The 12,098-nt window shown below is 70.7% G+C and carries 17 protein-coding genes; 15 read left to right on the forward strand and 2 right to left on the reverse strand.

The genetic code is table 11. The annotated features are described in order from the left end of the window. Nucleotides 1-67 precede the first annotated feature (67 nt). The 4 genes from metG (at nt 68) to IF47_RS0113910 (ending at nt 3,973) form a co-directional block, all read left to right on the forward strand. Complete coding sequence (gene metG, locus IF47_RS0113895) at nt 68-1,684, forward strand: methionine--tRNA ligase (RefSeq protein ID WP_031509063.1); 1,617 nt, start codon at nt 68-70, stop codon at nt 1,682-1,684. Between the two features lie 164 nt (nt 1,685-1,848). After that, nucleotides 1,849-2,955 (forward strand): helix-turn-helix domain-containing protein, encoded by a 1,107-nt coding sequence (locus tag IF47_RS0113900; RefSeq protein ID WP_031509064.1) that lies wholly within the window; start codon nt 1,849-1,851, stop codon nt 2,953-2,955. Next, on the forward strand, nt 2,952-3,509 hold the full coding sequence (locus tag IF47_RS28730) for a PIN domain-containing protein (RefSeq protein WP_051717626.1): 558 nt from the start codon (nt 2,952-2,954) through the stop codon (nt 3,507-3,509). The genes IF47_RS0113900 and IF47_RS28730 overlap by 4 nt, the downstream gene beginning before the upstream one ends. A 62-nt stretch (nt 3,510-3,571) precedes the next feature. After that, entirely contained in the window at nt 3,572-3,973 is a 402-nt protein-coding gene (locus IF47_RS0113910) for a RidA family protein (RefSeq protein ID WP_031509066.1), read from the forward strand. A 29-nt stretch (nt 3,974-4,002) separates the two neighbouring features. Here IF47_RS0113910 and IF47_RS28735 read toward each other — a convergent pair whose 3' ends face one another. Then, nucleotides 4,003-4,329, reverse strand: a complete 327-nt coding sequence (locus IF47_RS28735) for a hypothetical protein (RefSeq protein WP_051717628.1) — start codon at nt 4,327-4,329, stop codon at nt 4,003-4,005. A gap of 126 nt (nt 4,330-4,455) precedes the next feature. Then, nucleotides 4,456-4,884 carry an ATP-binding protein gene (locus IF47_RS0113920; RefSeq protein WP_037732578.1) on the reverse strand — a complete coding sequence of 143 codons (429 nt, stop codon included), beginning with the start codon at nt 4,882-4,884 and terminating at the stop codon, nt 4,456-4,458. Between the two features lie 235 nt (nt 4,885-5,119). On the opposite strand from IF47_RS0113920, the gene IF47_RS0113925 reads away from it, so the two are divergent. The 11 genes from IF47_RS0113925 to IF47_RS0113970 all read left to right on the forward strand — a co-directional run bounded on the left by IF47_RS0113925 (nt 5,120) and on the right by IF47_RS0113970 (nt 12,058). After that, complete coding sequence (locus IF47_RS0113925) at nt 5,120-5,974, forward strand: helix-turn-helix domain-containing protein (protein WP_031509069.1); 855 nt, start codon at nt 5,120-5,122, stop codon at nt 5,972-5,974. Continuing rightward, nucleotides 5,965-6,186, forward strand: coding sequence for a DUF397 domain-containing protein (locus IF47_RS0113930; RefSeq protein WP_342667263.1), 222 nt, complete (start codon nt 5,965-5,967; stop codon nt 6,184-6,186). The genes IF47_RS0113925 and IF47_RS0113930 overlap by 10 nt, the downstream gene beginning before the upstream one ends. Nucleotides 6,187-6,209: 23 nt before the next feature. Beyond that, nucleotides 6,210-6,404, forward strand: coding sequence for a DUF397 domain-containing protein (locus IF47_RS0113935; RefSeq protein WP_031509071.1), 195 nt, complete (start codon nt 6,210-6,212; stop codon nt 6,402-6,404). A 72-nt stretch (nt 6,405-6,476) separates the two neighbouring features. After that, on the forward strand, nt 6,477-6,611 hold the full coding sequence (locus IF47_RS31910; protein ID WP_281179470.1) for a hypothetical protein: 135 nt from the start codon (nt 6,477-6,479) through the stop codon (nt 6,609-6,611). Between the two features lie 43 nt (nt 6,612-6,654). Continuing rightward, nucleotides 6,655-7,734, forward strand: coding sequence for an alpha/beta hydrolase (locus IF47_RS0113940; RefSeq protein WP_031509072.1), 1,080 nt, complete (start codon nt 6,655-6,657; stop codon nt 7,732-7,734). A gap of 65 nt (nt 7,735-7,799) precedes the next feature. Continuing rightward, entirely contained in the window at nt 7,800-8,348 is a 549-nt protein-coding gene (locus tag IF47_RS27785) for a GNAT family N-acetyltransferase (RefSeq protein ID WP_051717630.1), read from the forward strand. Between the two features lie 132 nt (nt 8,349-8,480). Further along, nucleotides 8,481-8,993 (forward strand): hypothetical protein, encoded by a 513-nt coding sequence (locus IF47_RS28740; protein WP_031509073.1) that lies wholly within the window; start codon nt 8,481-8,483, stop codon nt 8,991-8,993. After that, entirely contained in the window at nt 8,990-9,382 is a 393-nt protein-coding gene (locus tag IF47_RS0113955; RefSeq protein WP_211257214.1) for a helix-turn-helix domain-containing protein, read from the forward strand. The genes IF47_RS28740 and IF47_RS0113955 overlap by 4 nt, the downstream gene beginning before the upstream one ends. A 93-nt stretch (nt 9,383-9,475) precedes the next feature. Continuing rightward, nucleotides 9,476-9,886, forward strand: a complete 411-nt coding sequence (locus IF47_RS0113960) for a VOC family protein (RefSeq protein ID WP_031509075.1) — start codon at nt 9,476-9,478, stop codon at nt 9,884-9,886. 217 nt (nt 9,887-10,103) lie between these two features. After that, nucleotides 10,104-10,946: an alpha/beta fold hydrolase gene (locus IF47_RS0113965; protein WP_031509076.1), complete on the forward strand. Its 843-nt coding sequence runs from the start codon at nt 10,104-10,106 to the stop codon at nt 10,944-10,946. A 242-nt stretch (nt 10,947-11,188) separates the two neighbouring features. Next, the gene (locus IF47_RS0113970; protein WP_031509077.1) at nt 11,189-12,058 is read left to right on the forward strand and encodes an alpha/beta hydrolase; all 870 of its coding nucleotides are present in this window, start codon (nt 11,189-11,191) and stop codon (nt 12,056-12,058) included. The last annotated feature ends 40 nt before the right edge of the window (nt 12,059-12,098 follow it).

Here is a 12,098-nt window from a genome sequence, read left to right on the forward strand (position 1 = left end):
GTCGGCACCCGGCGTGGGAGGGAGAACACGGAGCGGGGCGGGGGCGGCGGAACGTTAGGATTTCCCCATGGCGGCCACTGGAACAGAGCAGCAGGGGGCGAAGGCGTTCTACGTCACGACCCCCATCTACTACGTCAACGACGCTCCGCACCTGGGCCACGCCTACACGACCGTCGCAGGCGACGTGCTCACGCGCTGGCACCGCCAGCGCGGCGAGAAGGTGTGGTTCCTCACCGGCACGGACGAGCACGGTCAGAAGATCATGCGCACCGCCGAAGCGAACGGGGTCTCCCCGCAGGAGTGGTGCGACAAGCTCGTGGAGGAGGCGTGGAAGCCCCTCTGGGAGCACCTGGAGATCGCCAACGACGACTTCATCCGCACCACGCAGGAGCGGCACACCGTCCGCGTCCAGGAGTTCGTCCAGGACCTCTACGACAAGGGCGAGATCTACAAGGGCGAGTACGAGGGCCCGTACTGCGTGGGCTGCGAGGAGTACAAGAGCCCCGGTGACCTGCTGGACGGCGAGGGCGAGTACGCGGGCGAGAAGCTCTGCCCGGTGCACAAGAAGCCGGTGGAGAGCCTGAAGGAGGAGAACTACTTCTTCAAGCTCTCCGAGTACGGGCCGAAGCTCCTGGAGCACTACGAGAAGCACCCGGAGTTCATCCAGCCCGAGTCGGCGCGGAACGAGGTCGTGAACATCGTCCGCCAGGGCCTGGAGGACCTCTCGATCTCCCGCTCCACCTTCGACTGGGGCGTGAAGATCCCCTGGGACGACAAGCACGTCATCTACGTGTGGGTCGACGCCCTGCTGAACTACGCCACCGCCGTCGGCTACGGCTCCGACCAGAAGAAGTTCGAGGAGACCTTCCCCGCCGACGTCCACCTGGTGGGCAAGGACATCCTCCGCTTCCACGCGGTGATCTGGCCCGCGATGCTGATGGCGCAGGGCCTGCCGGTGCCGGGCAGGGTGGCCGCCCACGGCTGGCTGATGGTCGGCGGCGAGAAGATGAGCAAGTCCAACCTGACCGGCATCAAGCCGCAGGACCTCACCTCGCACTTCGGTGTCGACGCCTACCGCTGGTACTTCCTGCGCGCCATCCAGTTCGGCCAGGACGGCTCGTTCTCCTGGGAGGACTTCTCCCACCGCTACACCAGCGAGCTGGCCAACGACTACGGCAACCTCGCCTCGCGCGTGGCGGCCATGGTCGGCAAGTACTTCGGCGGTTCGCTGCCCGAGGCCACGGCGGACGGCGAGGCCGAGCAGGCGATCAAGGACGGCCTGGCCAAGGCCGTCGCCGAGGCCGACCGGCGCATCGGCGACGAGCTGGACTTCGCCGGCGGCATCGCGGCGATCTTCGACTTCGTCAAGCAGGTCAACGGCTACCTCACCGAGCAGGAGCCGTGGAAGGTCGCCAAGGACTCCTCCGACGAGGCCCGCGCCCGGCTGGCGACGATCCTCTACACCGCCGCCGAGTCGCTGCGCGCCTGCGCGGTGCTGCTCAACGCGGTGATGCCGCGCACCTCCGGGCTGCTGTGGGACTCCCTCGGCGCGGAGGCCTCGCTGGGCGCCCTCGCCGACCAGCACGTGCAGGACGCCGGCCGCTGGGGTCAGCTCCCGGCGGGCTCCACGGTGACGAAGGGCGCGGTGCTCTTCCCCCGCCTGGAGGAACCCAAGAGCGAGTGACGCGCACCCTGCGCGCTCCACGCCGAACCAACACGGCCCCCGCCCGCCCCACCCGAGGGGACGGCCGGGGGCCGCGCTCTGTCTCACGCGCCCCCGTCCCCGCACGCCGCCTTGCGTGTGCACAAGGCGGCGTGCACGCCATGTGGTGTGCGAAAATCGCACACATGGAGACCGCGCAGAGCTGGAACGAGGTGGGCGAGCGAGTCGCCGAGGCTCGTGAGGCCGCAGGGCTGAGCCAGGGCGAGCTGGCCGAACACCTGGGTGTGGACCGCACCGCGGTGGTGCGCATGGAGGCCGGGGACCGCCGCATCACGGCTCTGGAACTGTTCCGGCTCGCGAAGGCACTGGACGTGCCGCCCGCCCATCTGGTGTCCCGGCCACCGGCCGCCCTGGTGTCCCGACGTACCGCGCTGGAACCCAACGCCGACACCTCGTCGCGTGAGCGCTACCGGCTGGACGCCCGCCTGGAGGAACACGCGCGCAACGCCGAGTGGCTGGTCGATCACGGTTTCCTCGTTCCGCCGGAGCCGGACCCACGCGTCGCGCGGGGGGCCGGAAGAGTGGACCCCCTCCGTCTGGCACGCGCCGCTCGATCGGTCGCCGAAGTCCCCTCCGGGCCGCTCGGCCCTCTCGCCGACGTGCTGGAGCGGTTGGGGCTGTACCTGACCGTGGTGGACGAGGCCGCCGAGGGCGCCTCCCTGCTGCTGCGCGGATACGGCGTGGCCGTCATCAGCGGCCGCTTTCCTCCGGGACGGCTCCGCTGGACGGCCGCCCACGAGCTGGGGCACCACCTCTTGCAGGACGAGTACCACAGTGACGCGGGGGTCGCGGCGAGTCGGGACGAACGCGAGCAGTGCATCAACCTGTTCGCCGGGGAATTCCTGTTGCCGGAGGCGGATCTCCGCCGTGCCTGGGACGAGGGGTCGAGCGTCGGCGAGGCACCCCGGGCGACGCTGATCAGGGTCGCGGCCTCGTACCGCGTCTCGTGGTCCGCTGTCGTGGCCCGCGCACGCCGGCTGGACCTCGTCGACAGCACGGCCGCCCGTCGTCTCAAGGCGGACACCCCGACCAAGGGCGACTTCCTGGTGCTGTGCGGCAACGAGCCGGAGCCCGACCTGGCGATGGGGACAACGGGAACGCAGTGGCGCCGCGCGGCCCTGTCCGCGTGGAGCGATGGCGCGATCACGGCATCACGTGCCGTCGAACTGCTCTACGGCGCGATCACCGAAGACGAGTTTCCCAGCCGGGAGCAGGAGGATGGCCTGCCGTGACAGGGAGTTCCGGGGCGGACGCACCGCACGGACAGGTACTCGTCTGGGACACCTCGCCGCTCCTCCACGCCATCAAGGCCGACAAGATCGATCTCTTGGCGGACATCGCGGCCCAGTGGCGTGGAGTACCGCGGCGACACGTCACCACGGCTGCCGTCATCGACGAGATCAGCCACCACCGCCTGCCCGTGGCCGGACTGGGTTGGCTGGAGACGGTGCACGTCGACGGCCTGAAAGAGATCACCGCTCTCGTCACGTGGATGGAGCGGGTCTCCGGGCAGGAGTCGAACCAGGGAGAAGCGACCGTCCTGGCCTGGGCCGAGGTCCACGGTGCGCTGCCCGTGATCGATGACCGGGATGCCCGGCGCGCAGCGCGTGACGCCGGACTCGAGGTGTGGGGCTCGCTGCGGGTCATCGCCGAGTCGGTCAAGGAAGGCCGGGTCACCGAGTACGCCGCGACCGTCTTCGTCGATGCTCTGCTGGACACGGGCATCCGTTATCCGTGTCCTCGCGGAGGCTTCGTCGCCTGGGCCAAGCAGAACGGCCTCTTCTGACACTCGTCCAGGCTTTCGGAAAAGGCGGCGGGAAGCGGTTGGCGGCCGGTAGCGTTCGGCGCATGACGGAGCGACGCGCGATCCTCAGCGGCTCGACGTTCGAGGAGCGGATCGGCTATGCCCGCGCCGTGGTCGACGGCGACTGGGTGCACGTGTCCGGGACGACCGGGTTCGACTACGCCACCATGACGATCTCCGACGACGTGGTGGAGCAGGCCGAGCAGTGCCTGCGCAACATCGAGGACGCCCTGGCCGAGGCGGGATGCGCCTTCGCCGATGTGGTGCGGGTGCGGTACCTGCTGCCGGACCGGGCGGACTTCGAGCCCTGCTGGCCCGTCCTGCGCCGCGCCTTCGGCGAGATCCGGCCGGCCGCCACGATGCTCGTGTGCGGCCTCGCCGACCCCCGTATGAAGATCGAGATCGAGGTGTACGCGCGGCGCAGGGCCGGCCGCTTCGAGGGGTAGCCGGCCCGGCCGCTCCCGCCCCGGTGCGGTCAGCGGAGAGGACGGACGGATATCCGGTAGCGGAGGCCGTCGCCGTCGGGGACGGTGAGGACGTGGAGACCGCCGTCGGCCAGGGTCCGCAGGGCGGCGTGGTGGGCGGCGGTGTCGAGGTGCCGGTGGCGCAGGGCGCCGGCGGCGTCCGGTGGGCCGCCGGTACACGGGTGGACCGTGCCGGGGGCCGCCCACCCCGCGTACGGGGGCGGGTCGATGCGGTCGGCCAGGCGTCGTGCCCGGGCGCTCGTCCAGCGCAGGGCGCGCCGGGGGTTACGGGCCCGGTGGCCGGCCGGTAGCCACTCGCGGCAGGTGCGCTCCTCCACGACGGTGGCCTCGCAACCACACGCCGGCGCGGGGAGAGCGGGCGGAGGCGATCGCGAATCCGGTCAGGGCCGCGCTGACGGTCAGGATCAGCGTGCCCAGGCACACGGCGGTGAAGTCCACGTGGCTCACGTCCCTTCCGAGGGCGCGCGCAGCTCGAACCAGACGCGCTTGCCGGCGGGTTCCACGCCCCCGGTCCACGTCACGCCCCACGCGTGGCCGAGCGCTTCCACCAGGTGGAGCCCGCGTCCACAGGTGTCCAGGGCGTCCGCGCGGCGCGGGCAGGGGACGCCCCGTTGGTCCCCGTCCCAGACGGAGACGATCGTGCCCAGGCGCGTGACGGTGGCCTCCACCGACAGGCGGGGCACGTCGGTGTGGACGACCACGTTCGTCACCACGTCGCTGACCAGCGTCCGGGCGGCGTCCAGCAGACCGTGGTGCCCGGCGGCCCACAGCCACGCCGCGACCGCCTCACGGGCCACTCTGGGGGTGGTCGGTATGGCGGGGGCGATCAGCCGGTAGACGGTCGTGGGCCTGGCCGACGTGGTCACGGTCATCTGCGTCTCCCAACGCGTTCTGCTTGCCGAGCACGCGCGCACACCACCGTGGCTCGGTCGCCCACCCCCGCACCGACACACGGGCAGGGGAGGTCAACTGCACTGCGGGTTCACTGGCGTTCACGCTGCGCTACCGAGGACGATAGGGCACTCGGGATAAACATGACTACCGATTCACTGGGATCCATGTGGATCCTTGTGGACCGTGTCACCCGCAAGGGGCAGACTGTGGGCCATGCCACCGAGGACAGTGACGACCGCTCGGCAGCGGCGACTTGGCGCGGAGTTGCGAAAGATGAGGGAGGCGGCCGGGTACAACGCGCGTGAGGCCGCCGCACTCCTCGGCCTCGACCACACGAAGATCAGCCAGGTCGAGACGGCCCGCTTCGGCGTCAGCGCGGAGCGGGTGCGCTTCCTCGCCAGCGCATACGGGTGTGAAGACCAGGCGTACGTCGAAGCGCTCGTCGCCATGGCGACGGAACGAACCAGGGGTTGGTGGGAGAAGTATCGAGGCGTCCTGTCCCCGGGGTTCCTGGACGTCGCGGAACTGGAGCACCAGTCCTCCTACCTACACACGTACCAGATCGCACACATCCCAGGCATCGCTCAGACAGAAGAATATGCGGACGCGGTTTTCGAGTTCGGCTCTCCTCATCGGCTATCCAAGGAGCAGAAGGAGGCCAGAGTCGAGCACCGAATTCAGCGAGCAAAAATTCTGGACCGGGAAGAACCCTTCGAGTACACGGCCCTCGTACACGAGGCGGCGCTACGCATGCGGTTCGGCGGCAGGGAGGTGCTTCGTTCGCAACTCGACCACCTTCTCACGCTTTCTGATCATCCACGATTCACCGTACGTGTGATCCCGTTCGACACCGATGGCTTCGCTGGTTCGGGTCAAGCCGTGCTGTATGCCGGTGGTCCTGTACCTCAACTCGACACCGTGCACTTGGACTCGACGCTGGGGCCCGTGTTCCTGGACGCGGAGACCCAACTCCGGTCCTACCGCAGCATGCTTTCCAGGATGGAGAAACGCGCCTTGGGCATCAGGAAGTCACGGGACTTCATCAAGGAAATAATCCAGTGGCTCTGAAAAGCGGAGGCATGGTGAACGACGTATGGCAGAAGTCGTCATTTTGCGGCGGGGAGGGTGGAAACAACTGCATAGAGGTCCGCTCCCACCCCGGAGAGATCCGGCTCCGGGAGAGCGAGCGGCCCGAACGGAACCTCACCGTCACCCCCGCCGCGCTTCGGGCGTTGATCCTCGGCGTCAAGGCGGGCGAGTTCGACCACCTCACACGCTGACCAGAGGAGAGCGAGGCTCCCACATGTCCGCACCCATCGAGTGGCACAAAGCGTCCTGCGGCGAAGGCGCCAACTGCATCGAGATCGCCCGCGACGGCGACCGCGTCCTCATGCGTGAGAGCGGCAAGCCCGACGAGATCGTCGTCACCACGCCCGCCAAGCTGGAGGCGTTCCTCCTGGGCATCAAGGCGGGGGAGTTCGACCACTTCGCCGAATGACCGTCCGTACGGCGGAGGCGGAAACGGTGGCTCGGCTCGCTGGACGCGTGTTCCCGTGAGCCCATGAGTGGCATGAGCACGTCTTTGGGGCCCCTGGAGCTGGTCGACGGCCGCTGGGTGGTGGGGGACGCCCGGCGGCCGGACGGCTCCTGGGTGGAGTTCCGCCCGGAGGGCCGTCCGGGTCGGCCTCCGGGGCGATCTCCGTGACATGCCGGATGCCGGTGCGTCCCCGTCCGGTCACTCTGGGGACATGACCGTACGCACACGCACCCGTCGCGGCCTCACCGTCCTGGTGACGGTCGCTCTCGTACCGGCGCTCGGACTGCTTCCCGCGGCCGTGCTCCCCGACAGGACCGCCCCGACGACCACCTCGACATCCACCTCGGCGTCCGGGGAACCCCTGGCGGCGCGCTCCGACCGTCCGGCCCGCGTGGTCGGCGAGGAGCGGATCGGGCCCCGGCTGCTCGATCTGACCATCCGGTCCCCGGCCCTCGCGGGCACCGGAAAGGTACGGCTGCTCACCCCGGACGGCTGGGACGCGCGGCGCCCCGGCGACCGCTGGCCGACGCTCTACCTGTTGCCCGACGGCAGCGGGGACCACCGCGTCTACAACGACGACCACCGTATCGAGGAGTGGCCCGAGCTGCGCGAGACGCTCGTCGTCGTCCCCCAGATGCCGTTCTACGGCTTCTACAGCGACTGGTGGAACGACGGCGAGGGCGGCGCCCCGGCCGTGGAGACCTTCCACCTCGACGAGGTGGTCCCCATCCTGGAGCGCGACTACGGGGCCGGACGGCAGCGGTCGATCGCCGGACAGTCGCAGGGCGGGTACGGGGCCGTCAAGTACGCGGCGCGCCGTCCCGGGATGTTCGAGGTCGCCGCCAGTTTCGGTGGCTTCCTCCACCCCCTCCGGTACCCCGAGGCCGTCAGCGGCGGCGCGGAGTACCTCGGGGTGCCGTGGCGGAAGATCTGGGGCGACCCGGTCCGGCAGCGCCACATCTGGGAGCGGAACGATCCGTACCACCTGGCCGAACGGCTCCGCGGCACGCGGGTCCACATCGCCGCCGGGGACGGCACCCCGGGCGCCCTCGACCCGCCGGGCACCGAGCCGGACCCCGACATCCCCGGCCTGGCGGACCTGGCCCCGCTCTACCCGGACGAGGTGATCTCGCTGACCGAGGCCGTCATGGGCGACGAGTCCCGCATGGTGGCCCGCCGTCTCCAGGAGGTCGGGGTGCACATCACCACGCACTTCTACCGGGGCACCCACAGCCCGCCGTACTGGGGACGCGAACTCCGCAGCGTCCTGCCGATGTTGCTGGACCCGTGAGCGCCGCGCCGGACGGCACTCCCCGTCCGGCGGGTCCGGACGGCGCACCGTGCGAGAATCCCCGGATGGGCCCGCCCATGGACTCCACGCCGATCACCCTCCGCCCCGCGACCGCCGAACTGCGGCCCGTTGTCGAGCAGTTGGCACAGCTTTACCGTCACGACCTGTCGGAGTTCCTCGGCCACCTCCCGGCGGCGGACGGGAGGTTCGCGTTCCGCCACCTGCCCCTGTTCTTCGACGAGCCGGAGCGGGAGGCCCTGCTGATCCGGTACGGCGCGGCGCCCGCCGGTTTCGTCCTGACCCGTCCGATGCCCGAGGGCGCGACGTCGATCTCCGCGTTCTTCGTCGTCCGGGCGCTGCGCCGGCGCGGCGTCGGCCGGCGGGCCGCCCTCCACCTGCTGCACTCCCGGCCCGGCGCCTGGGCCATCGCCTTCCAGGAGGTCAACGCGGGCGCCGCTCGGTTCTGGCGCGGCATCGCCACGGCGGCCGTGGGCTCCGACTGGCGCGAGGAAACCCGCCCGGCTCCCTCCCCCTCCCCCGCCGGCCCGACCGCCGACACCTGGATCTTCCTGAACACGGCCGCCCGGGGCCGGCCGTCACACGATCTCGTGTGACTCGTGTGACGGGTCGTCGCCGGGCGGTACGGCACCGTGAACCATCCGATGCGAAACCAGGGAGGACGGGTCGGACGGTCGCGAGTCGCCGAGCCCGACGGGACCCGACGGGACCCGACGGAAAGGGAAGCCGTGTTCCTCCTCATACCGGTGGTGTTCCTCGCCGCCGCCGCGCTGGTCGTGTTCTTCCTGCTCCAGTGCCTCGGAGTCGCCTTACCGGGGCGCCGGCACCGGCACTGGTCCGGGTGGCGCCGTCTGGTCGTCGTGGCCGTCCACGCCTGCGCGGCCACGGTCACGGCCTCCTACTCGCTGGGGGCCATGACGCTGCTGTCGACCGTGGCCGTGGCGCAGGACGGCGGGGCGGACTCGGCCCCGTTCCCCTACGACCACCCGTGCAGGGCCCGGTTGAAGGGGGCCGTGGACTACGACGTCCACTTCCTCACCCTGCGCACCGTGTGCGTCATGGAAGACGGCGAGCGCAGAGAGGTGGACGACGTACCGCAGGGGGTTCGGACGACGGCGGCGGCCTCGGCGGCCTGCACCGCCGTACTGGCGGGGGTCGTGTGGGCCGCCGGGGGCCCTCGCTCGCGCCCGACCGGCGGGCCAGTGACGCGCGGCGGGAACCGTGGTGGGATGGCACCGTGAGCCGCGCCACGGAAGACACCAATCGCCGCATGCTCCGAGCACGGGACGCGATGGACCGCGACTACGCGCAACCGCTGGACGTCCCGGCCCTGGCCCGGATCGCCCATGTGTCGGAGGCGCACTTCACGCGCACCTTCCGTGCCACCTTCGGCGAGACGCCGCACCGCTACCTCCAGCGTCGCCGCGTCGAGCGGGCGATGTTCCTGCTGCGGGAGACCGACCGCAGCGTGACGGACATCTGCTTCGAGGTCGGCTTCGGCAGTCCGGGAACCTTCAGCCGCACGTTCCGCGACATCGTCGGCCGGTCGCCGAGGGAGTACCGCAAGAGCGCGACGGCCATGGGCGTGCCGACGTGCTTCACGATGGCGTGGACGCGGCCGAGCTCCTGACCGTCCGCGCTCCCCACTCCGGCCCCCGCACCGGCCGCCGATCGAGCAGTTTCGGATAAGTTTCCGTCCGGCCGACTCAGTAGCGTGAGGGACATGTTCAACGCCATCACGCACTCCGCGATATACGTTCTCGACCAGGACGAGGCCCTCGACTTCTACGTCGGCAAGCTCGGTCTGGAGGTCGCCTCCGACGTCGACCTGGGCTTCATGCGCTGGCTGACCGTCTGCGTCCCCGGCCGGCCGGAGCGCCAGATCCTGCTGGAGAAGCCCGGCCCTCCGGGGATGTCCGAGGAGACGGCTCAGCAGGTCCGCGAGCTGGTGACCAAGGGCGCGATGGGCGTGCTCATCCTCGCCACGGACGACTGCCGCAAGACGTACGAGACGCTGCTGGAGCGGGGGGTGGAGTTCACCCAGGAGCCCACCGAGCGCCCGTACGGCATCGACTGCGGTCTCCGCGACCCCTTCGGCAACCACGTCCGCTTCACCCAGCCGAAGGAGTCCTGAGGACCCGCGGGGCCGTCGGCGGCCGGCCGCCGACGGCCCCGCACCCGACGGTCCGGACTCCTCCGGCGTGAAACAGCCGATCGGCGGCGGACACGACCCGTTCGCGCGCCGTCTTCCCGCCCGTCGCGGGAACCCCCTTGCACGGGGAACCGACGTTCTCCACCGCAGTCGGCACAGCCGGAGAACGACCGTTCTCCGCGGCACAGGGAGTGTTCCCATGGGTTACGTCACCGTCGGCACCGAGAACAGCACCGCCATCGACCTGTACTACGAGGACCACGGGTCCGGCCGGCCCGTCGTCCTCGTCCACGGCTATCCGCTGGACGGGAACAGCTGGGAGCGGCAGACCCGCGAGCTGCTCGCCGCCGGGTACCGCGTCATCACCTACGACCGCCGCGGCTTCGGCCGGTCGAGCAAGGTCGGCGGCGGCTACGACTACGACACCTTCGCCGCCGACCTGAACACCCTCCTGGAGACGCTGGACCTCCGCGACGTCGTCCTCGTCGGCTTCTCCATGGGCACCGGCGAACTCGCCCGTTACGTGAGGAACCACGGCCACGAGCGGATCGCCAAGCTGGCGTTCCTGGCCTCGCTGCAACCGTTCTTGGTGGCGACCGACGACAACCCCACCGGCGTGCCGCGCTCGGTGTTCGCCGGCATCGCCGAGGCCGCCCGGAAGGACCGCTACGCCTGGTTCACCCAGTTCTACAAGGACTTCTACAACCTGGACGAGAACCTCGGCAGCAGGATCGGTCAGGAGGTCGTCACCGCGAACTGGAACACCGCCACCGCCTCGGCCCCGATCGCCGCCCACGCGGTGGTGGCCTCCTGGATCGAGGACTTCCGCGAGGACGTGGCCGCCGTCCGCGCCGCCGGCAAGCCGGCGCTGATCCTGCACGGCACGAAGGACGGCATCCTCCCGATCGACGCCACCGGGCGTCCCTTCCACGAGGCGTTCCCGGAGGCGGAGTACGTCGAGATCGAGGGCGCCCCGCACGGCCTGCTGTGGACGCACGCCGAAGAGGTCAACCGGGTGCTGCTGGGCTTCGTCGGCACATGACCCGGACGGGCCGGGGCGCGGCCGTGCGGGGCCCGGCCGCGCCCCTCGCGCACAAGCTCCCTCGCACACAAACGGAGGGATTCATACCGGTAGTGCGGACGATCTTCACCGAGTAGCGTGAGCCGTCGGTCGAACAACCGTCCACACACCGCCCCAAGGCCGCACTCGACCGCGTGGCGCTCGCGGCACCGGGCCGCCGCGCCCGCCGCCGGCACCGCGGAGGCCGGAAAGCGAGCAGAGAGATGCAACCGACCTTCGTCCTGGTCCACGGGGCCTTCGCGAACTCCTTCTCCATGGCGCCGCTCCAGGCCGAACTCGGCCTCCTCGGGCACCGCTCGGTCGCCGTCGACCTGCCCGGCCACGGCTTCGGGGCGACCTACACCCGCGCCTACCAGGCGCCGCAGGACCTCGCGGGGCTCGCCACCGCGCCCGGCTCGATCAAGGGCGTCACCCTCGCCGACAACGCCGCGCACCTGATCGGAATCCTGGAACGGGCCAAGCGGAACGGCCCGGTGATCCTCGTCGCCCACAGCCGCGGCGGCATCACGGCCACCGCCGCCGCCAACGCGCGGCCGGACCTGATCGACCGCATCGTCTACGTCGCGGCCTGGTGCCCGGTCGCCCTCGACGTGGGCGACTACCACGCCGAGCCGGAGATGGCCACGGTCGACACCGCCTCCCTGGGCCTGGCGATGGTCGGGAACCCGGCCGAACTGGGCCTGCTCCGCGTCAACTTCCGCACCGCGGACCCGGACGCTCTCGCGGCGCTCAAGGCGCTCTTCCTCGCCGACGGCACCGACGAGGAGTTCCTGACCTTCCTGAACACCTTCCAGCCCGACGAGAACCTGGACGTCGGCTCCTCCGCCGACCGGGCGCAGGCCGCGACCTGGGGCCGCGTCCCGAAGACCTACATCCGCCTGACCGACGACGCGAGCATGCCGCTCGCCCTGCAGGACCGGCTGATCCGCGAGGGCGACGAGCTGACGCCGGACAACCCGTACGACGTCCGCACCCTTGCGGGCAGCCACCTGAAGTGGCTGGTCGACCCGGCACCGGCGGCCCGGCTCCTGGGGGAGCTCGCCACGCTCCCGGCTCCGTCGTCCGGCCGGTGACGCCCCTTACGGCCGGGCCCCGGTCGTAGGGCCGGCGGCG

Origin of the sequence: Streptomyces megasporus (genome assembly GCF_000718985.1) — a bacterium.
GTDB lineage: Bacteria > Actinomycetota > Actinomycetes > Streptomycetales > Streptomycetaceae > Streptomyces > Streptomyces megasporus.